Annotated in this window: 20 protein-coding genes, 1 pseudogene and 1 riboswitch; of the genes and pseudogenes, 15 read left to right on the top strand and 6 right to left on the bottom strand. The window is 72.7% G+C overall.

All coding sequences use genetic code 11. The annotated features are described in order from the left end of the window. Positions 1 to 244, bottom strand: a pseudogene (locus tag ACFVHO_RS09325) (hypothetical protein); the annotation flags it as partial. A gap of 43 nt (positions 245 to 287) precedes the next feature. Between ACFVHO_RS09325 and ACFVHO_RS09320 the strand changes: the two are divergent. Continuing rightward, positions 288 to 413, top strand: a complete 126-nt coding sequence (locus ACFVHO_RS09320) for an LPXTG cell wall anchor domain-containing protein (RefSeq protein ID WP_385711807.1) — start codon at positions 288 to 290, stop codon at positions 411 to 413. Between the two features lie 69 nt (positions 414 to 482). On the opposite strand, the gene ACFVHO_RS09315 is transcribed toward ACFVHO_RS09320, so the two are convergent. Continuing rightward, entirely contained in the window at positions 483 to 986 is a 504-nt protein-coding gene (locus ACFVHO_RS09315; protein WP_385711806.1) for a heme-degrading domain-containing protein, read from the bottom strand. Further along, positions 983 to 2,065: a Gfo/Idh/MocA family oxidoreductase gene (locus ACFVHO_RS09310; RefSeq protein WP_385711804.1), complete on the bottom strand. Its 1,083-nt coding sequence runs from the start codon at positions 2,063 to 2,065 to the stop codon at positions 983 to 985. Before ACFVHO_RS09310 ends, ACFVHO_RS09315 begins: the two co-directional genes overlap by 4 nt. A gap of 56 nt (positions 2,066 to 2,121) precedes the next feature. Between ACFVHO_RS09310 and ACFVHO_RS09305 the strand changes: the two genes are divergently transcribed. From ACFVHO_RS09305 to ACFVHO_RS09245, 13 genes are all read left to right on the top strand, one after another. Next, complete coding sequence (locus ACFVHO_RS09305; protein WP_385711803.1) at positions 2,122 to 3,279, top strand: ROK family protein; 1,158 nt, start codon at positions 2,122 to 2,124, stop codon at positions 3,277 to 3,279. A 209-nt stretch (positions 3,280 to 3,488) separates the two neighbouring features. Beyond that, positions 3,489 to 4,247: a hypothetical protein gene (locus ACFVHO_RS09300; RefSeq protein WP_385711801.1), complete on the top strand. Its 759-nt coding sequence runs from the start codon at positions 3,489 to 3,491 to the stop codon at positions 4,245 to 4,247. A gap of 229 nt (positions 4,248 to 4,476) precedes the next feature. Then, a complete protein-coding gene (locus ACFVHO_RS09295; RefSeq protein WP_385711799.1) occupies positions 4,477 to 5,268 on the top strand; it encodes a GntR family transcriptional regulator in 792 nt (263 codons plus the stop codon). 185 nt (positions 5,269 to 5,453) lie between these two features. Continuing rightward, complete coding sequence (locus ACFVHO_RS09290) at positions 5,454 to 6,575, top strand: TIGR03364 family FAD-dependent oxidoreductase (protein WP_385711797.1); 1,122 nt, start codon at positions 5,454 to 5,456, stop codon at positions 6,573 to 6,575. Between the two features lie 5 nt (positions 6,576 to 6,580). Then, positions 6,581 to 7,285, top strand: a complete 705-nt coding sequence (locus tag ACFVHO_RS09285) for a phosphonatase-like hydrolase (RefSeq protein ID WP_385711796.1) — start codon at positions 6,581 to 6,583, stop codon at positions 7,283 to 7,285. Continuing rightward, entirely contained in the window at positions 7,282 to 8,343 is a 1,062-nt protein-coding gene (locus ACFVHO_RS09280) for an ABC transporter ATP-binding protein (RefSeq protein ID WP_385711794.1), read from the top strand. The genes ACFVHO_RS09285 and ACFVHO_RS09280 overlap by 4 nt, the downstream gene beginning before the upstream one ends. Further along, positions 8,336 to 9,310 carry a 2-aminoethylphosphonate ABC transporter permease subunit gene (locus ACFVHO_RS09275; protein ID WP_385711793.1) on the top strand — a complete coding sequence of 325 codons (975 nt, stop codon included), beginning with the start codon at positions 8,336 to 8,338 and terminating at the stop codon, positions 9,308 to 9,310. Before ACFVHO_RS09280 ends, ACFVHO_RS09275 begins: the two co-directional genes overlap by 8 nt. Continuing rightward, complete coding sequence (locus ACFVHO_RS09270; protein ID WP_385711791.1) at positions 9,297 to 10,124, top strand: ABC transporter permease; 828 nt, start codon at positions 9,297 to 9,299, stop codon at positions 10,122 to 10,124. Before ACFVHO_RS09275 ends, ACFVHO_RS09270 begins: the two co-directional genes overlap by 14 nt. A gap of 66 nt (positions 10,125 to 10,190) precedes the next feature. Then, on the top strand, positions 10,191 to 11,267 hold the full coding sequence (locus ACFVHO_RS09265; protein WP_385711789.1) for a 2-aminoethylphosphonate ABC transporter substrate-binding protein: 1,077 nt from the start codon (positions 10,191 to 10,193) through the stop codon (positions 11,265 to 11,267). Between the two features lie 113 nt (positions 11,268 to 11,380). Continuing rightward, positions 11,381 to 12,886 (top strand): alkaline phosphatase family protein, encoded by a 1,506-nt coding sequence (locus ACFVHO_RS09260; protein ID WP_385711788.1) that lies wholly within the window; start codon positions 11,381 to 11,383, stop codon positions 12,884 to 12,886. An 80-nt stretch (positions 12,887 to 12,966) separates the two neighbouring features. After that, positions 12,967 to 13,746 carry an HAD-IIA family hydrolase gene (locus ACFVHO_RS09255; RefSeq protein WP_385711786.1) on the top strand — a complete coding sequence of 260 codons (780 nt, stop codon included), beginning with the start codon at positions 12,967 to 12,969 and terminating at the stop codon, positions 13,744 to 13,746. Positions 13,747 to 14,024: 278 nt separating this feature from the next. Then, positions 14,025 to 14,570 (top strand): hypothetical protein, encoded by a 546-nt coding sequence (locus ACFVHO_RS09250; RefSeq protein ID WP_385711784.1) that lies wholly within the window; start codon positions 14,025 to 14,027, stop codon positions 14,568 to 14,570. A 61-nt stretch (positions 14,571 to 14,631) separates the two neighbouring features. After that, the gene (locus ACFVHO_RS09245) at positions 14,632 to 15,258 is read left to right on the top strand and encodes a class F sortase (RefSeq protein WP_385711849.1); all 627 of its coding nucleotides are present in this window, start codon (positions 14,632 to 14,634) and stop codon (positions 15,256 to 15,258) included. Between the two features lie 3 nt (positions 15,259 to 15,261). On the opposite strand, the gene ACFVHO_RS09240 is transcribed toward ACFVHO_RS09245, so the two are convergent. From ACFVHO_RS09240 to ACFVHO_RS09230, 3 genes are all read right to left on the bottom strand, one after another. After that, positions 15,262 to 16,023, bottom strand: coding sequence for a CbtA family protein (locus ACFVHO_RS09240; protein ID WP_385711782.1), 762 nt, complete (start codon positions 16,021 to 16,023; stop codon positions 15,262 to 15,264). A 191-nt stretch (positions 16,024 to 16,214) separates the two neighbouring features. Then, positions 16,215 to 16,445: a CbtB-domain containing protein gene (locus tag ACFVHO_RS09235; RefSeq protein WP_385711781.1), complete on the bottom strand. Its 231-nt coding sequence runs from the start codon at positions 16,443 to 16,445 to the stop codon at positions 16,215 to 16,217. A 30-nt stretch (positions 16,446 to 16,475) separates the two neighbouring features. Then, positions 16,476 to 16,626, bottom strand: a riboswitch (cobalamin riboswitch). A gap of 349 nt (positions 16,627 to 16,975) precedes the next feature. Next, entirely contained in the window at positions 16,976 to 17,752 is a 777-nt protein-coding gene (locus ACFVHO_RS09230) for an ANTAR domain-containing protein (protein ID WP_385711779.1), read from the bottom strand. A 163-nt stretch (positions 17,753 to 17,915) separates the two neighbouring features. On the opposite strand from ACFVHO_RS09230, the gene ACFVHO_RS09225 reads away from it, so the two are divergent. Beyond that, complete coding sequence (locus ACFVHO_RS09225; protein WP_385711778.1) at positions 17,916 to 18,953, top strand: glycoside hydrolase family 6 protein; 1,038 nt, start codon at positions 17,916 to 17,918, stop codon at positions 18,951 to 18,953. The last annotated feature ends 99 nt before the right edge of the window (positions 18,954 to 19,052 follow it).

The raw sequence follows: 19,052 nt of genomic DNA, 5'->3' as shown, positions 1-19,052 counted from the left end.
ATGGCCCCAGTCCTTCGCCGTCGGACAGTGATGGCCCGAGCCCCTCGCCGTCGGACAGCGACGGTCCGAGCCCGTCCCCGTCGGACAGTGACGGCCCGAGCCCCTCGCCGTCGGACAGCGATGGCCCAAGCCCCTCGCCGTCGGACAGCGATGGCCCGAGCCCCTCGCCGTCGGACAGCGACGGCCCGAGCCCGTCTCCCTCCGACAGTGACGGCCCGAGCCCGTCCCCGTCCGACTCGCCCACGCACCCCCACCCGCAGCCCAGCCCCAGCAAGAGCGACGGCGAGATGGCCCACACCGGCACCTCGTCCGGTGAGCTGGCGCTCGTGGGCGCGATCGCCGCGGCCCTCGTCGGCACCGGTGTCGGGTTCGTGGTGATGATCCGCCGCCGCGCCGAGGACCAGGTGGACTGATCCGGACGGCTGACCGCTGACAGGAACGACCGCCCCGCGCCATGACGGCGCGGGGCGGTCGTCGTCCGGTCAGGACGCGGTGAAGCGCTCCAGGGCCGCCACCACCAGCGCGTGGTCCGCGATCTGGGGGAGGCCCGAGACGACCACCGTGCCGATGACGCCCGCGCCCTCGACCGCGATCGGGAACGCGCCGCCGTGCGCCGCGTACCGGTCGGGGTCGAGCCGCGAGGACTCCTCGAACGTCGTGCCCTTGGCGCGGAACCTGCTGCCCACCAGGTACGAGGAGCAGCCGTACCGCTCCACGACGCGGCGCTTGCGGTCGATCCACGCGTCGTTGTCGGGCGTCGATCCCGGCAGCGCGGCGTGGAACAGCTGCTGGCCGCCGCGCCGGATGTCGATGGCGACCGGCGCCTCGCGCTCGCGGGCCATGTCCACGAGCAGGGAGCCGAGCGCCCAGGCGTCGTCGTACGTGAAGCGGCGGAGCGTCAGGCGCCGCTCCTGCTCCTCCAGTTCGGCGACGGTGGGGGCGGTGGGCGCCGGGGACTGTGCCGGTGTCGTGGGGCGCGTCGTCACAGCGTCACCGCCACGCCCTCGCGGGCCGAGCGGCGCGCGGCCTCCAGGACGTCGAGCGTCGCGGCGGCCTCCCGCGCGGTGACCGGGTTGTCGCCCTCGCCGCGCAGCGCGGCGGCCACGGCGGCGTAGTACGCGGGGTAGTCGCCCGGCAGCGTGGGCTCGGGGCGGCCGCCGCCGGTCAGCGGGGACTCGCCCGAGCCGACCTTGCCCCACAGAGCCTCCGGCTCCACGCCCCACGGGTCCTCGTCCGTCGGCCGCCTGCCCTCGCGCAGCGCGGCCTCCTGCGGGTCGAGGCCGTACTTCACATAGCCCGCCGACGAGCCGAGCACCCGGAAGCGCGGGCCGAGCTGGGCCGTCGTCGCGCTCACGTACAGGTGCGAGCGGACGCCGCCCGCGTGCGTCACGGCGATGAACGTGTCGTCGTCGGCCTGCGCGCCCGGCCTGCGCACGTCCGCCTCCGCGTACACCGCCGCCGCCGGGCCGAACAGGACCAGGGCCTGGTCGACCACATGGCTTCCCAGGTCGTACAGCAGGCCGCCGATCTCCTCGGGGTCGCCGGACTCGCGCCAGCCGCCCTTCGGCTGCGGGCGCCAGCGCTCGAAGCGGGACTCGAAGCGCTGGACGTCGCCGAGGGCGCCCTCGGCGAGCAGCGCGCGCAGCGTGCGGAAGTCGTTGTCCCAGCGGCGGTTCTGGAACACCGAGAGCAGCAGGCCGCGCTCGTCCGCGAGGGCCGCCAGGTCGCGGGCCTCGGCCGCGGTGCCCGCGAGCGGCTTGTCCACGACCACCGGCAGGCCCGCCTTGAGCGCGGCGGTCGCGAGCGGTACGTGCGTCTTGTTCGGCGACGCCACCACGATCAGGTCGAGGTCGTCCGCGCGGTCCCACAGCTCGTCGGCGTCGGCCGCGCAGCGCAGGTCCGCGCCGAACTCGGCGCGCGCCTGCGCCTGCCGCTCGGCGTTCGACGTGACGACCGTGTCCAGGGCCAGGCCCTCGGTCGCGGCGATCAGGGGGGCGTGGAAGACGGAGCCCGCGAGGCCGTAGCCGATCAGGCCCACGCGGAGGTCGTTCGTGCCTTGAGTCATGCCCTCTACTTTGGCAACGGTGTTGCCAAAGTGCAAGCGGCGGCGACAATGGGGGTGTGAACAGTGAGAAGAGGCCGGGGGTTCCCGGCGGGGCCGGGGTGAATCTGCGGGCGCTGCGGGGGCACAACGCGGCGCTCGTGCTCGATCTGCTGCGGCGGGCCGGGGGCGCGGGAGTGGGGCGCCTGGAACTGGCGTCGCTGACCGGGCTCACTCCGCAGGCCGTCAGCAAGATCGTCGCGCGGCTGCGGGAGGAGGGCCTGGTGGCCGACGCGGGGCGGCGGGCTTCCACCGGGGGGAAGCCGCAGACGCTGCTTCGGCTCGTCCCCGGCGCGGGATACGCCGTGGGCCTGCACCTGGACCGCGACGCGCTGCTCGCCGTCCTCGTCGACCTTGCCGGGGTCGTCGTCGCCGAGCGGCGGGTCCCGCTGGACTTCGGCGCCGGCTGCGAGGCCGTCGTGGCGGCCGCGGCGGCCGAGGTCGAGGTGCTGCTCGGCGGGGGTCCGGGCGGCGCGGGGGCGCCCGCGGCGGCATCCGGCGTGCTCGGCGTCGGTGTCGCTCTGCCGGGGCCGCTCGACCACTCCGCCGGGGTGCTGCAGCGCGTCACCGGGTTCCCGGAGTGGGACGGGTATCCGCTGCGCGACGCGCTGGCCGGGCGGCTCGACCTCGCGGTCGAGGTGGACAAGGACACCAACGCCGCCGCGCTCGGGCTCGCGCTCGGCGGGGCCGCCGAGGCGTTCGCCTATCTGCATCTGGGGACCGGGCTCGGGGCCGGGCTCGTGTTGGGTGGGGGGTTGTACCGGGGGGCGCGGACCGGGGCCGGGGAGTTCGGGCACCAAGTGGTGCAGCTGGACGGGCCGCCCTGCGAGTGCGGTGACCGAGGGTGCGTCGAGGCCTTGTGCCTGGCCGCCGTCGCGCGCGGGGACCTCGGCGAGGCCGCGCGCGTGCTCGGCACCGCCGCGGGCAACCTGGTCGCGCTGCTCGACATCGACCTCGTACTGCTCGGCGGGCGTACCGTCGGCGCCGCCGAGGAGCTGTTCGTACGCGGTGTCGGTGCCGTCGTCGCCGAGCGGGCCCGGCGCGAGGGCGCCCGGGAGGCCGTCGGCGTGCGGGTCGCGCCCGGCGGTGACCGGGGCGTCGCGGAGGGCGCCGCGCAACTCGTCCTCGCCCCGCTCTTCGGCCGGGCGGGTGCCGCCTTTCCCGCCAATCGGACTTGACGAAGAATCGGCTGTTAGGGGGGAATCGGCCAGCCGAACGGGTCGCCGACGGCGTCGGGGCAGGTGCGGGGTCGCGCGCGCGTGGCAGGGTCTGGGCCGCGACCCGTTGTCGTCCGGCCGCTTTCCGGGCATCCCAACGGGCGCTGTTCCGCCGTCAGTTCGGCCGTCCCCGGTGCTCCCCGCACCCAGGCCGCCAGCAAGGGCTCCCCATGCGACTTCGCAGTTCCCTCGCGGCAGGCGTCGCCGTCGCCGCCGCCGTCACCCTCGTGCCCGCCGGGGCCGAGGTGGCGGCGGCCGCCGGTGACCCGGCGCGCGCGAGCGGCCCGGGGGCGCCGCGGCCCGGCTGTGCGAAGGGGGCGGGGGACGGGTTCCCGATCGGCACCCGCATCAGCGGCGGCCCCGCCACGTACGAACGCGGCGGCGGCTTTCGGAGCTGGTCCCTGGAGCTGACCAACACCACGGACGTCACGTGCGGAAACGTCCACCCCGTCATCGTGCTCGTCGACCGCGGCAAGTCCCTGAAGCCGCATCAGATCCAGTTGGAGTTCGACGACGGGACGCGGCGGCGGCCGGTGCGGTTCGAGCGGACGGACCGGGACGAGACCATCGGCGTCCTCGGCGGTGGGGGCGGCGGAGCCGATGGGAGCCCCGGCTTCACCCTCGCCCCCGGCTCCACCCGCACCGTCGGCCTCCGGCTCGCCTTCACCTCCGACGCCGCCCCCGGTGACGTCGTGGCGAGCGCCGCCGTGGTGCGGCGCCGCGACGACGACGGGGACTGGGTGGGCGCCTCCAACGACTACGCGTTCGACATCGTCGGGGCGGGCGGTCCGGCCGCCGCAGCCCCCGGCGAACTCGCAAGGACCGGCCCGGGATACCTGCCCGGGCTCGGGGTCACCGCCGCCGCCCTCCTCCTCGGCGGCGTGGCCCTTGTGGTGGGATCTCGGCGCCTTCGGGCCAGAGGGAGCTGACACAGCCGTCCCACCGCCTCCGAGAAGGCCGTGTCCGTCGCCGCCCCAGCCGAAGCACCACCCGGCGGCACGGGCCCGGCCTTCTCCGCGCCCCGGCCTTCTCCGCGCCCCGGCCTTCTCCGCATCCCGGCCTTCTCCGCATCCCGGCCTTCTCCGCATCCCGGCCCCCTCCGCGTCCCCGCGCCCGCCCACCCCCACCCCCACGCCCGCGACGTGCGAACATCTGCCCGTGGACAAGCCCAACGCCGCCCCGCCCGACCACCTGCGCGACCAGGCTCCCGGAGCCCCGATCCGCTCCGGCATCCCCGAGCACGGCCGCATCCCGAAGTACTACGCCGTCAAGGCCCGCATCGCCGAGCTGATCGACGACCTCGGCGACGGGCGGACGCTGCCCACGGAGCGGGACCTCGCCGAGCGGTACGAGGTCGCGCGCGAGACGGTCCGGCAGGCCCTGCGCGAGCTGCTCCTGGAGGGCCGCCTGCGCCGCCAGGGCCGCGGCACCGTCGTCGCCGGGCCCAAGCTGGAACAGCCCCTGTCGCTCGCCAGCTACACCGAGGGCGTCCGCCGCCAGGGCCGCACCCCCGGACGTACCCTCATCTCCCTCGACCGCTTCCCGTGCCCGGCCGCGCTCGCCGCCGACATAGGGGTCCCCGTCGGTGAGCCCGTGTGGCACATGGAGCGGGTGCTGCTCGCGGACGAGGAGCGGGTGGGCCTGGAGTCGACCTATGTGTCCGTGGAGCGGGTGCCGCGCCTGGACCGGGACTTCGAACCCGACTCGTCCTTCTACGCCTACCTGCGCGAACGGCTCGGCATCCCCTTCGGCGACGCGGACGAACGCATCGAGACGGTGCTCGCGACGCCCCGCGAGGCCCTGCTCATCGGGACGCCGCCCGCGCTGCCCATGCTCCTGATCCACCGCGTATCGCGCGACACCCAGGGCCGCCCCCTGGAGCGCGTGCGCACCCTCTACCGGGGCGACCGCTTCTCCTTCACGACGCACCTGGCCGGCGGCGAGAGCTGACCCGCCCCGCGGCGCGCGCGGCGAACTCCCCCTTCCCGTACGTCAGTCGGCCCTCTTCCCGCACGCTCGTCGACCCCTCATGATTACGGAACGGTAACGGGTCTAGTCCAAGCTTGATGGCCCGTTCACCGTCCCGTTGCCAACCGGCCCCCGCCGGGTCACCCGTCGACAGGAGCGTTGCCGTCGTGAGAGTCATCGTCGTAGGAGCCGGCGTGGTGGGAACCATGCACGCCTGGCACGCACTGGAGCGCGGCCACGAGGTCGTACAGATCGAGCGCGAGAGCGAGGCCCGCGGGGCGTCGCTCCGCAACTTCGGGCAGATATGGGTCAGCGGCCGCGCGGGCGGCGAGGAGCTGGACACCGCCCTGCGCGCCCGCGAGCTGTGGGAGGAGATCGGCGCCCGCGTCCCGGGCCTCGGCTTCCGTGCCATCGGCTCGCTGACCCTCGTACGCAACGAGCGCGAGCGCGCCGTCGCCGAGGCCGCCCTCGCCCGCCCCGACGCGGCGGCCCGCGGCTACAAACTGCTCGGCGCCGACGAGGCCCGCGCGCTCAACCCGGCCCTGCGCGGCGAGTTCACCGCCGCCCTGTGGTGCGAGCGGGACGCCGCCGTCGAGCCGCGCACCGCCCAGCCGCACCTGCGCGCAGAGCTGTCGAAGTCGCCGCGCTACACCTTCCTGCCCGGCCGCGAGGTCCGCGAGGTCGTGGGCGCGGGCGCCGTGCGCGACGACCACGGCGACGTGCACCGCGGCGACGTCGTGGTGCTGTGCACCGGCGCCTGGCTCGGCGGCCTCGTCCGCGAGCTCGCGCCGGAGCTGCCGGTGCGCCGCGTCCGCCTCCAGATGATGCAGACCGCCCCGCTCGGCGAGCCGCTCACCACGTCCGTCGCCGACGCCGACAGCTTCCGCTACTACCCGGCGTACAAGTCGCCGGAGCTGGACGCCCTCAACGCCGGGCAGACCCAGACGCCGACCGCCGCCGCCCACAAGATGCAGCTGCTCATGGTGCAGCGCGCCGACGGCGGCCTGACCATCGGCGACACCCACGAGTACGAACACCCCTTCGCCTTCGACACCCTCGAAGACCCCTACGACCACCTCACCGAGGTCGTCGAGGGCTTCCTGGGGCGCCCGCTGCCGAGGATCAGGCGGCGCTGGGCGGGGGTGTACGCGCAGTGCGTCGACACCAGCCGGGTCGTGCACCGCGAGCAGGTGCGCGACGGCGTCGTGCTGGTCACCGGGCCCGGCGGGCGCGGCATGACCTGCTCGCCCGCCATCGCCGAGAAGACCGCCGACGAGCTGGGATGGTGAGGAAGTTGACCGAGAACGTCAACGCGAACGTACGACTTGTGGTGCTCGACATGGCCGGGACCACCGTCGCCGACGGCGGCCTGGTCGAGCAGGCCTTCGCCGCCGCCGCGCGCGAACTCGGCGTCGAGGAGGGCTCCGCCGACCACGCCGCGAAACTGGAGTACGTCCGCGCCACCATGGGCGAGTCGAAAATCTCCGTCTTCCGGCACCTGTTCGGCGACGAGGACCTCGCACAGCGGGCGAACGCGGCCTTCGAGAAGGCGTACGGACAGCTGGTCGACGGCGGGCGCATCGCCCCGATCCCCGGGGCCCGCGAGGCCGTCGAGGAACTGCGGGCCGACGGCCTGACCGTGGTCCTGAGCACCGGCTTCGCCCGTGTCACCCAGGACGCCATCCTCGACGCCCTCGGCTGGCGCGACCTCGTCGCCCTCACTCTGTGCCCCGCCGACGCGGGCGGCCGCGGGCGCCCCTACCCCGACATGGTGCTCGCCGCGTTCCTGCGTACCGGCGCCGCCGACGACGTCCGCGAGGTCGCCGTCGCCGGGGACACCGCGTACGACATGCGCAGCGGGGTGCGGTCCGGGGCCGGAGTCGTCGCCGGGGTGCTCACCGGCGCCCACGACACGGCGGCCCTCACCGGCGCCGGGGCCACCCACGTCCTCGGCTCCGTCGCCGAACTGCCCGCGCTGCTCCGGGGCTTTCGCCGATGAGCAGCGGCATACGCTTCGACTCCGTGTCCGTCGCGTACGGCAGGCACGGCGAGAACACAGTGCTCGACAGCCTGGACCTCACCGTCGAGCCCGGTGAGGTCATGGCGCTGCTCGGGCCCTCGGGGTCGGGGAAGACCACCGCGCTGCGGGCCGTCGCCGGATTCGTGCGGCCCGCCTCCGGGCGCGTGTTCATCGGCGACCGCGACGTCACCGCGCTGCCGCCGCACCGGCGCGGCATCGGCATGGTCGTCCAGCAGTACGCCCTGTTCCCGCACATGCGGGTCGAGGACAACGTGGCCTTCGGGCTCAAGGCGCAGAAGGTCGCCCGGGCCGAGATTCCCGGGCGGGTCGCCGACGCGCTTGAGCTGACCGGGATGGCCGCGTACGCCAAGCGGTATCCCCGGGAGCTGTCCGGGGGGCAGCAGCAGCGCGTCGCCATCGCCCGTGCGCTCGCCATCCGGCCGGGGGTGCTGCTGCTCGACGAGCCGCTGTCCGCGCTCGACGCGCAGCTCCGGTCCGGGATGCTCGCCGAACTCGCCCGGCTGCACCGGGAGTTGCCCGACGTGTCCATTCTGTACGTCACCCATGACCAGGTCGAGGCGCTCACTCTCGCCGATCGGATCGCCGTCATGGACCGGGCCCGGTTGCAGGACTGCGGGACTCCGCAGGAGCTTTATCGCAGGCCGCGGAACGAGTTCACGGCTTCTTTCGTGGGCAACGCGAATCTCCTGCCGGTTTCTGTGGGGGTCGGGTCGGTCTCCCTGGGTGGGGCCGAGTTGAAGGTCGACACCGGGGAGGTGGCCGCCGGGGTTTCCGCCACTTTGTGTGTGCGGCCGCATCTGGTCGGGCTCGGGCCGGGGCCCAACGCGTTGAGCGGGACGGTCACCGAGGTGCAGTGGCGGGGGGCCACGCATCGGGTGTTCGTCGATGTGGGGGGTCACTCCGTGAAGGCGGATCTGCGGGAGCTTCGGGAGCCGCCGGGGCTTGGCAGCGGCGTTACGTTGCACTTCGCGCCGGAGGACGCGGTGCTGCTGGCCGCAGGGGTGACCGATGGGTAGTCCGACTGAGCGCCTGGTGGACGGTGGCCGTCGGCCTGGGGCTGTGCCCACCCGTCCCGCCCTGCGGAACGATTGCCCACAGCGGCGGACGGAACAGGAGCGTGACCCGGGGCCGGGGCGCGAGCCGCAGCGGGCACGGCAAGTTCGTGTGCCCGCGTTCGTGTGGGCGTTGCCCCCGGTCGCCCTGCTTGGGCTTGTGTTTCTCTATCCCCTCGCCCTCGTCGTGCAGCAGTCCGTGCAGCCCGACACGGGCGGGACCTCGCTGCAGCCGTACTCCGATGTGTTCGCCTCCGAGTCGTTCCGGGAGGCGCTGGGGACGACGGTGTGGTTGGCGGTGGGGGCCACTGTGGGGTGTCTGGTGCTCGGGTTCGCGCTCGCGTTGGTGATCGCGTTCGTGCCGTTTCCCGGTGGGAAGGCCGTCGCGAAGTTCATCGATGTGTTCCTGTCCTTCCCGTCGTTCCTGATCACGCTCGCGCTGCTGTTCATCTACGGCACCAAGGGCATGGCCAACGGGTTGTGGACGGACGCGACGGGGGCCACCGGCGACGGACCCTTCCAGTTCCTCACCACGCCGTGGGGCGTGCTGCTCGCCGAGATCACGTACTTCACGCCGTTCGTGATGCGGCCGCTGCTCGCCGCGTTCTCGGCGATCGACACGGCCCAGCTGGAGGTCGCCTCCTCGCTGGGGGCGCGGCCGCTCAGGGTCGTACGGCAGGTCATCCTGCCCGAGGCGCTGCCCGCGCTCGCCGCCGGCGGGAGCCTCGTCCTGGTGATGTGCCTGAACGAGTTCGGGATCGTGCTCTTCACCGGGGCCAAGGACGTCACGACGCTGCCGATGCTCGTGTACGGCAAGGCGATGCTCGAGTCCGACTACCCGGCGGCCTGCGTCGTCGCCGTCGTCAACATCGCGATCTCCGTGGGCCTGTACGGCCTCTACCGGGTGGTGAGCCGTCGTGCTGGTGCATAGCCGCAAGGGCAAGTGGGCGACCTGGGTCCTCTTCTTCGTGCTCTTCCTGCCGCTGTTCGCGCTGCCGCTCCTCGTGATCGTCGCGGCGTCGTTCGCCGGGCACTGGTCGGGGGCGTTCCCGTCCGGCTTCACCGGCGAGCACTACTCGGCCGCCACCCGCGGCGAATCCCTCCAGGCCCTCACCACCAGCCTGCTCACCGCCCTCGGCGCCAGCCTCATTGCGCTCGCCGCGGGCACCTGGGCCGCCCTTGCCGCCGCCGCGCTGAAGGGGCGCGGGGAGGGCACGTCACGGCTTTCGCGGCTGTGCGGGCGCACCCTCGACACCCTGTTCATGCTGCCCGTCGCCGTGCCGTCGGTGGTCGTGGGCCTCGCGGTCCTCGTCGCCTTCAGCAAGCCGCCGATGATCCTCAACGGCACGTCCACGATCGTCGTCCTCGCGCACGCCATTCTTGTCACGGCGTTCGCCTACCAGTCGGTCGCGGCCGCCATCGTGCGTCTCGACCCGGCGTACGAGCAGGCCGCGGCGTCCCTGGGCGCCCGGCCCGCGTACGTCCTGTGGCGGGTGAAACTGCCCCTGCTGCTGCCGTCCCTGACCGCCGCCGCCGGGCTCTGCTTCGCCCTGTCCATGGGCGAGCTGAGCGCCACGATGATGCTCTACCCGCCGGACTGGACCCCGCTGCCCGTGCGGATCTACGCCGCCACCGACCGCGGCGCCACCTTCACCGGCGCCGCCCTGGCCGTGGTCCTCATGGCGGCGACGCTGCTCGTCCTGTTCGCCGTCTCCCGGATCCGCACCAAGGCCTCCTACCGCTGACCTCCCCAACCCCCCTGCTTTCCGTGTCCCGTTGTCACTCGTGACTCGTTAGGAGTACGACACGTTATGTCCCGCCACCCCCGCGTCCCCGTCCGCACGCTCGCCGCCCTGTCCGGCTCCCTCGTCCTCGCCGGCACCCTCACCGCCTGCGGCGGCGACTCCGCCGCGTCCGACGCCAAGGTCGTCACCGTCTACAGCGCCGACGGCCTCAAGGGCGAGAACGGCGACGGCTGGTACGACAAGGTCTTCAAGGACTTCGAGAAGAAGACCGGCATCAAGGTCAAGTACGTCGAGGGCGGCTCCGGCGAGATGGTGCAGCGCGCCGTCCGCGAGAAGTCCAACACCCAGGCCGACGTCATCGTCACGCTCCCGCCGTTCATCCAGCAGGCCGACGAGAAGGGCCTGCTCCAGACGTACGAGCCCAAGGGGTCCGAGCACGTCGACGGCGCGAACAAGGCCTCCGACGGCAAGTGGACCTCCGTCGTGAACAACTACTTCGGGTTCATCCACAACAAGAAGGAACTCGGCGGCTCCAAGGCGCCGAAGACCTGGGACGAGCTGACGGACTCCGCGTACAAGAACAAGCTCCAGTACTCCACGCCCGGCGTCGCGGGCGACGGCACCGCCGTCCTCATCAAGGCCATGCACGACTTCGGCGGCAAGGAGCCCGCCATGAAGTACCTGGAGAAGCTGCAGTCCAACAACGTCGGCCCGTCCGCCTCCACCGGCAAGCTCGCCCCCAAGGTCGACAAGGGCGAACTGCTCGTCGCCAACGGCGACGTCCAGATGAACTACGCGCAGTCCAAGGACATGCCGAACCTCGGCATCTGGTTCCCGGCGAAGAAGGGCAAGAAGCCCACCACCTTCGCGCTGCCCTACGCCGCCGGGCTCGTGAACAAGGCGCCGCACAGCGCCAACGCCAAGAAGTTCCTCGACTACCTGCTCAGCCGCACCGCGCAGGCGCAGGTCAGCGAGATCGGCGGTGGCTTCGCCGCCCGCAAGGACATCAAGGCCACCGACGCCAACGCCATCGCCCTCGACAAGCTCATGGACGGCGTCGAGGTCTTCGAGCCGGACTGGGACGACATCTCCAAGAACCTCAAGTCGTACGTCGAGGACTGGAAGTCGGCCACCGGCAGCTGAGCACCCCCGCCGTCACCCCTGACGGTAACGAGTCTGGACCAACGCCCCTGCACCGCCAGGGGCGTTGGCATGCCCGCACACCCCTTCCCTGTCGTGACTCTCCCGGAGGAACCGTGTCCCACGGCCCGTCCCGCCGCTCGCTCCTCGTCTCCGCCGCGTCCCTCGGCGCCGCCCTCGCCGTCACCGCGGGCCCCCTCGCCACCGTCGCCCACGCCGCCGCGCGCAAGCCCAAGGTCCTGATCATCGGCCTCGACGGCGCGCTCCTCAGCCGCATCAAGGACGCCACCGCACCCACCCTCAAGTCCCTGATGGCCGACGGGCTCACCGCCCCCAGCGCCCTCTACGCCAACCCGCTCGCGCCCACCTCGTCGGGCCCCGGCTGGTCCACGCTCCTCACCGGCGTCTGGCCCGACAAGCACAAGGTCCTCAACAACGACTTCACCGGCCACGACCTGGCCCGCTACCCGGACTTCATGACCCGCGCCGAGGCCGCGAAGCCGTCCCTGAACACGTACGCCGTGTCCTCCTGGGCGCCCATCACCGACACGATCTTCTCGCCGAAGGTCGACACCCGCGTGTCCACGCCCGCCGCCGAATACGACACCGGCACCACCGCGCGGGCCGTCGCGAGACTGCGCGACGCCGACCCGGACGCCGTGTTCGTGCAGCTCGACAACATCGACCACGCCGGGCACAGCGACGGCGCCGCCAGCCAGCAGTACCTGGACGCCATCCGCACCGCCGACGGCCAGGTGGGTCAGCTGGTCGACGCCGTCACCTCCCGGGGCACGTACGGCGACGAGGACTGGCTCATCATGATCACCGCCGACCACGGCCACACCGACGCGGGCGGCCACGGCGGGTCCAGCTGGGCCGAACGGCAGACCTTCCTGATCGCGCGCGGCGGCGGCACGGCGGCCGGGTCGGTGCGGCACGACGTGCGGATGCCCGACGTCGCCGCCAGCGCGCTCGCGCACCTCGGCGTCCCGATCGACCCGGCCTGGGGCCTGGACGGACGCCCGATACAGCAGCCGTCCCCGGACGCCTTCGACGCGCTGCGCGGCTCCCTCAAGCCGCCCGTCGACGAGACCGGCGTCGGCGCGGGCGTCATCGGCTTCACCCACACCCCGCCCAGCGGCTGGTCCGTCGACAACTCCCGGATGGGTGGCGGCGGGGTCACCGAGTGGCGCGGCTGGTCGTTCACGACCGACGAGTTCTGGACCAAGACCCAGCGCGACCAGCAGCGCGAGCTCAACATCCGGGCCCGCGGCGTCTTCGCCGTCGCCGACGGCGACGAGTGGTCCGACAAGGCCGTCACCGGCACCTTCGACTCGACCCTGAGCAGTCCCGCGTACGAGGTGCGGGGCGGAGCCGCGGCCACCCTCACGTACACGACGTTCTACCGCCACGAGGCGCCGCAGCAGGGCCAGGTGCTCGTCTCCTACGACGGCGGGGCGCCCGCCGTCGTGAAGACGTACGCCGCCGACACCCCCTCCGTCGTGGAGTCCCTGCGGCTCCAGGTCCCGGCGGGCGCCCGGACCGCCCAAGTCCACTTCCGCTACACCGGGGGCAACAACTGGTTCTGGGTGATCGACGGGGTGAAGATCAGCGCTTCGTGATTACGCTGGGGGGCGTCGGCACACTGTCGTCCCGGCGCCCCCAGCAGCATCAGTTCGCGCAGACCGCAGGAGTGCACCCCATGGCAGAGCGCAAGCCCATCGAATCGTGGCTCACCGACATGGACGGCGTGCTCATCCACGAAGGCGTACCGATCCCCGGCGCCGACGCGTTCATCAAGAAGCTGCGCGACTCGGGCAAGCCGTTCCTCGTCCTCACCAACAACTCCATCTACACCGCCCGTGACCTCCAGGCCCGGCTCAACCGCATGGGCCTCGACGTCCCCGTGGACAACATCTGGACCTCCGCGCTCGCCACCGCCAAGTTCCTCGACGACCAGCGTCCCGGCGGCACCGCGTACGTCATCGGCGAAGCCGGACTCACCACCGCCCTGCACGACATCGGGTACGTCCTCACCGACCACGCCCCCGACTACGTGGTCCTCGGCGAGACCCGGACGTACTCGTTCGAGGCCATGACCAAGGCCGTCCGGCTCATCAACGCCGGCGCCCGCTTCATCTGCACCAATCCGGACGAGACCGGGCCCTCCACGGAGGGGCCGCTGCCCGCCACCGGTGCCGTCGCCGCCCTCATCACCAAGGCCACCGGCAAGCAGCCGTACTTCGCGGGCAAGCCGAACCCCCTGATGATGCGGACGGGGCTGAACGCGATCGGGGCGCACTCGGAGACGAGCGCGATGATCGGGGACCGCATGGACACGGATGTCCTCGCCGGACTGGAAGCCGGAATGGAGACCTTCCTGGTCCTCACCGGGCTCACGACCCGCGCCGACATCGACCGGCACCCGTTCCGCCCGTCGAACGTGGTCGACTCGATCGCCGACCTGGTCGACAGGGTCTGACCGAGCCCCGTCACGGGCACGCTGCGCGCGGGCTCAGTCGGGCCCCGTAAGGGGCGCGGGGAACTGCGCGCTCAGCGCGAGAAAAGCCGCAGACGCGTCTGCTGAGATCCCGGCAGACGCGTCTGCGGCTTTGTTGTGGCTGGTCGCGCAGTTCCCCGCGCCCCTTACGGGGCACAGCCACTGGTCAAGGCGCCCTCGCCAGCATCCGCCCCGGACGGGTGTGTCGGGGATGCGCGGGCCCCGGGAGGGCGGGAACCTGCTGGTACAGGAGGTTCACGATGGGTATATGTTCGCTCGCCGTGCGTGGCGTCGGCGTCGCCGTCCTCATCGCCGCATGGGCGCCCCCGCCAGCAACCGCGCATGACAAGGACCAGGTGAAAGCCCAGGTCACCCCGGCGAACGCCACCCCGGGTGCCCGCGTCGACGTACGGGTGAAGGGGTGCGACGGCACCACCGGAGCGGCGGGATCGGGCGCGTTCACGCGGGACGCGGAGCTGACGGGCCGCGACGGCAAGCAGAACACCCTCTCCGGGACCACCCGGGTCAGGCAGGGCGTGTCGGGAACGTACGAGATCACCGTCACCTGTGACGGACACCCGCACCAGGGCGTCGGCACGGTCCAGGTGGCGGGCGCCGGAACAGGGCAGACCCCCACCGCCCCGGTCCGCGCCGGAGGCGGCGGCACCGCCTCCCTCACCGCGGCCGCGGCCGAGGCCGACGAGGCGGGCCCCGGCACCCGGCACGCGGTCGTCGGCCTGGTCCTCGCGGGCGTGGCGGCCGTCGCCGTGGCGCTGCGCAGCGTCCGCCGCCGCCACCCGGAGTGACACCGTGACGGGCCCGGACCCGGACGCGGGCCCCCACCCGCCCGGCACGAGCCGCCTCGTCATGGGCGTGGCCTGGGCGTTCCTGCTCGTCGGCCTGTGGCTGTGGGGCAACGAGATCACCGACGTCCGCGGCGGCCTCTCCGACCCGACGACGGGCGACGTGGCCGCCGTCGGCCGCCCCGCCGGGGTCGACCTGCCGCCTCCGCACGCGCCGCTCGCCGCCGCCCGCCCGCAGCGCGTCGACGTACCGGGCCTCGGCGTCCGCGCCCCCGTCGTCGCCCGTGGCCTGGACGCGGAGGGCGCCATCGACCCGCCGCCGTTCGCACAGCCGGGTGTCGTGGGCTGGTACGGGGGCGGGGTGCGCCCCGGCGCGCGCGGCACGTCCCTGTTCGTCGGGCACGTCGACACCGAGTCCAAGCCCGCCGTGTTCTACCACCTCAGCACCCTGCGCCCCGGCGAGAAGGTGCGTGTGACCAGGGACGACGGTTCGGTCGCCGAGTTCACGGTGGACGACGTGCAGGTCCTCGGCCGCGACGACTTCAGCGCGCGCACGGCCTACGGCCCCCGTGAGGAGGGCCGGGCCGAACTGCGCCTGATCACCTGCGGCGGCACCTTCGACCGCGCGAGCCGCACCTACTCGGCCAACGTGGTCGTGTCCGCCTACCTCACCGGGGCCGCGAGGCCGTAGCCGCTAGCTCACCGGCGCCGCCGAGCCGTAGCCCGCCGCACCGGCCGTGACCGGCTCCTTCGTCCGCAGGGCGCGCAGCCCGAGGCCGCCGAAGACACCCGCGAACACCGCCCACAGCAGCACGTGCGACGCCAGGGACAGCATCCGGAAGTCCCACAGCAGGGTCGCGCTGACCGGGACCGGATCGGGGTTGTCGGGCAGCGCCCACAGGAGCGCGAGGACCGCCACCGCCGTCACGGCGGCCGCGGACTGCCGCACCGGTACGGGGCGCGCGGCGAGGCGTACGTACACCTGCCACACCAGGAACATGCCGAGCACGCCGAGGACGACCGCGCCCAGCCACATCTCCTGCCGGTCGCCCACCGTGCCCGCGTCGCCGACCCCGGGCGGGGCCGCCGGATAGCGCAGCGCGGGGAACAGCGAGACGGCGCAGAACGCGGCCGCGCAGAACGCGAGGGCGCGCGGCCACGGGTTGGCGCGCGGATCACGCCGGTGCACGAGCGCGTACGCGACGGCGAACAGCACGCCGATCGCGATCCCCGCCACGACGAGGGCGATCACCAGGCCCGCGTGCTGGGTGGAGCGCGAGAACAGCTCCTCGTGGTGCTGCACGGCGCCGCCCGCGGGTTCGTGCTCGTGCGAACGGGCCTCCTCGGCGCGGATCGCCTTGTCCATCAGGGGTTCGGCGAGCAGCAGCGAGAACAGGCCCGCGGCGAGCCCGCCGAGCGCTCCCGCGACCATCCCGCGACCGAGCAGCGGCAGCACGGGAGAGCCACCGGTCCGGGCGCGGGCAGGAGTGTCGGGGGCCTTGGGGACCGCGGAGGCCGCGGAGGTTTCAGCGGTTTCAGGCGACTTGGGGGATTCGCCGGAGGGATCTGATGGGTCGGGGGAAGTACTGGGAGCGGTTGGGGAGTTCGGGGACTTCGGGGACGTCGGCATGGTGCGTGCGGCCCCGATCAGTGGCAGGGAGCACCGAAGAGGTGCCGGCCGTCGTGAGCGAACTCGTGCAGGTAGTCGCCGGTCGCCGAGATCAGCGAGCCGTTGTCCATGAAGACGGCGTACAGGGCGATCAGCGCGATGATCGCGGCGGCCGCCGCGATGAGCCAGTCGCGGGTCTCGATCGTCGCGGACTGTATCGCCGCGGTGTCCGAGTGTGCCGGGCCGTGGGCAGGCGTAGCGGTGGACATACGTGTTCTCCTTCTGGGGTTTCCACGCCCCATGGCAGGAGGACGACGGGTCAGTTCCTGACTTCCGCGCGCGGGTGAGCGGTGACTCGCGCGGGGTAACAGTGGCGGGACCGTCCCGGAGTCGCACCGGGTTCCTGGCAACCGTCGCCTCGATGTATGGACTTGTCGCCCGGAGAGTCCCAGGTGGTCATGGACACTGTCAACCAGTCCTCGCGCCCCTGACGTGCGGACCCATGCGCACGGCGCGCACCCCGGCGCGCGGCCGACGCGAACACAACCTGGCCCGGCCAACGACCCGCTCCCCCCGGAGTCGTCGACCGGGCTGGTCCTCGACCGCGCGCGCTCGAGCTGCGGGAGAAACCCGGCGCCGGCACGGGAGGCCTTGGATGGTCCCAGCGATTCAGATGGTCCCAACGTTGTGGAACAGGCAACTCCGGCCGGGGGCTTGGGCCGTAGGACTGACTCTAGAACGGATGACGGCCGTGGCCTAGAGGCCTTTTGGCGCCAAGTGGACAGGGCGATCGGGAGGGTTACGAGTCCTCGCCGAGCAACGTCGCGTCGTCCAGGGCGCCTTCGATCACCATGCCCGCGACCACGTCCATCACCAGGCGCTCCCGGCGCGCGTGCCGCCGCAGCGCCTCGAAGGCCACGTCCAGACCGGTCCGCCAGCGCTCGGCGAGTATCCCCTTGGCCTGCTCGATGCGGATGCGGCTGGTCAGGGCGGACTGCAGCTGCCGGGACAGGTCGCGGTACGCGGCGTACGCGCGGTGGTTGTGCAACCCGACCCCGGCGGCGTCGGCGAGCGCTTGCGCGAGCGCCAACGCGCCGTCTTCTTCGCCCTCTTGCGGACGGCTGGGGGATCGGCTCCCGTCCGGCGCCCGCGCCACGAAGACATTGAGCGCGCCGAGCACCCCCTTGCGGGTCCGCAGCGGCACCGCGAACGTGGCGAACACGCCCCGCGCGCGGGCCCGCTCCGTGAAGCCGGGCCAGCGCGTGAGCGCGTCGGCCGAGGCGAGCCGGACGGGTGCCACGGGGCGGCCGGTGCTGTAGACCTCCAGGCAGGGGCCGTCCGCCGCCTGGGCTTCGAGGAGGTCCTTGGCCAGCTCACCGCCCTTGTCGCTGACCGCGACGTGGAGGGCGCCGTGGGCGTCGGCGTACATCACGCCGGCGGCGAGGGCGCCGAGGAGTTCGGCACAGTGCTGGCAGACGCGCCGAAGGTGGCGTTCCGCGTCGAAGTCGTCGGCGGCGGTGTCGGCAGCCTCCACCAGGGCCTGTGCCATCCTGCGCGCAGAGGTGCGGTCCAGCATGACCCTGCCCTTTCTGTCCCGCCCCCCACGGCCCCTCGCCTACCCCGCTTCGGCGGGCTGTAACAGGTCTCCTACAGGTGTGTCGCCGGGGTGGCCGGACCTCGTGAGCCGCACGCAGTTATGTCAGGATTGAGCACCGGACTGTGCACCCGAGGGGGAGTGGATGTACCGCAAAATCACAGGTCGCGGGCGGGGCTACGCGGCCAGGGGGGTGTCGGTGACGGTGGCGCTCGCGGGGGCCGCGCTGCTGCTTTCCGGGTGCTCGTCGGACGGCGACGGCAAGGACGAGGAGGGCTCCGGCAACGGCGTCAGCCAACAGCCCAAGGGCAAGGACCCGTTCTGGGTCAACCCCGAGGGGAACGCCGCCAAGCAGGTCGCCGCGTACGACAAGGACGGCAAGAAGGACGACGCCGAGCAGATCCGCAAGATCGCCGAGCAGCCCGTCGGCGAGTGGATCGGCCCGGAGAAGCCCGAGGAGGAGGCCCGCGGATACACGGAGGCCGCCGAGAAGGCCGACCGGGACGCCCTCCTCGTCCTCTACAACATCCCGCACCGCGACTGCGGCCAGTTCTCCAAGGGCGGCGCCGCCGACGGCAACGCCTACCGCGCCTGGATCGACGGCGTGGCCAAGGGCATCGGCGACCGGCACGCCACGGTCGTCCTGGAGCCGGACGCGGTCCTTCACATGGTCGACAAGTGCACGCCCGAGCAGTTCCACGAGGAGCGCTACGACCTCCTCAAGGGCGCCGTCACCAAGCTGAAGTCCCTGAAGAACACGAAGGTCTACCTCGACGCGGGCAACGCGGGGTGGTCGCAGCCCGACTCGCTGCACGACCCCTTGAAGCGCTCCGGCGTCGAGCTCGCCGACGGGTTCTCCGTGAACGTCTCCAACTTCCAGACCACGGACGCCAGCAAGGCCTACGGCAAGACGCTGTCCTCGAAGGTCGGCGGGAAGCCGTTCATCATCGACACGAGCCGCAATGGCAACGGCCCGTACACCGGCAAGGGCAAGGACCCCTGGTGCAACCCGCCCGGGCGGGCGCTCGGCGAGGCGCCCACCACGAAGACGGGGGACGACCTGATCGACGCCTATGTGTGGGTCAAGCGGCCCGGGGAGTCCGACGGGACGTGTCGCGGTGGCCCGCAGGCCGGGCAGTGGTACCCGGAGTATGCGCTCGCGCTGGCGAAGGCGAGTAAGTAAGTAGTTCAAAGCCGCAGTCGCGGGGGGAGCCAGGAAAGTTAAATCACAACCACGGTAGTTTTTTGTTTTCGGGGCGATGAACACCCCCCCCAAACCGGG

This window comes from Streptomyces sp. NPDC127108, assembly GCF_042677545.1.
Taxonomy (GTDB): Bacteria; Actinomycetota; Actinomycetes; order Streptomycetales; family Streptomycetaceae; genus Streptomyces.
The sequence above is the reverse complement of the archived record's forward strand: the minus strand, read 5'-3'. Positions and strand labels throughout refer to the sequence as shown.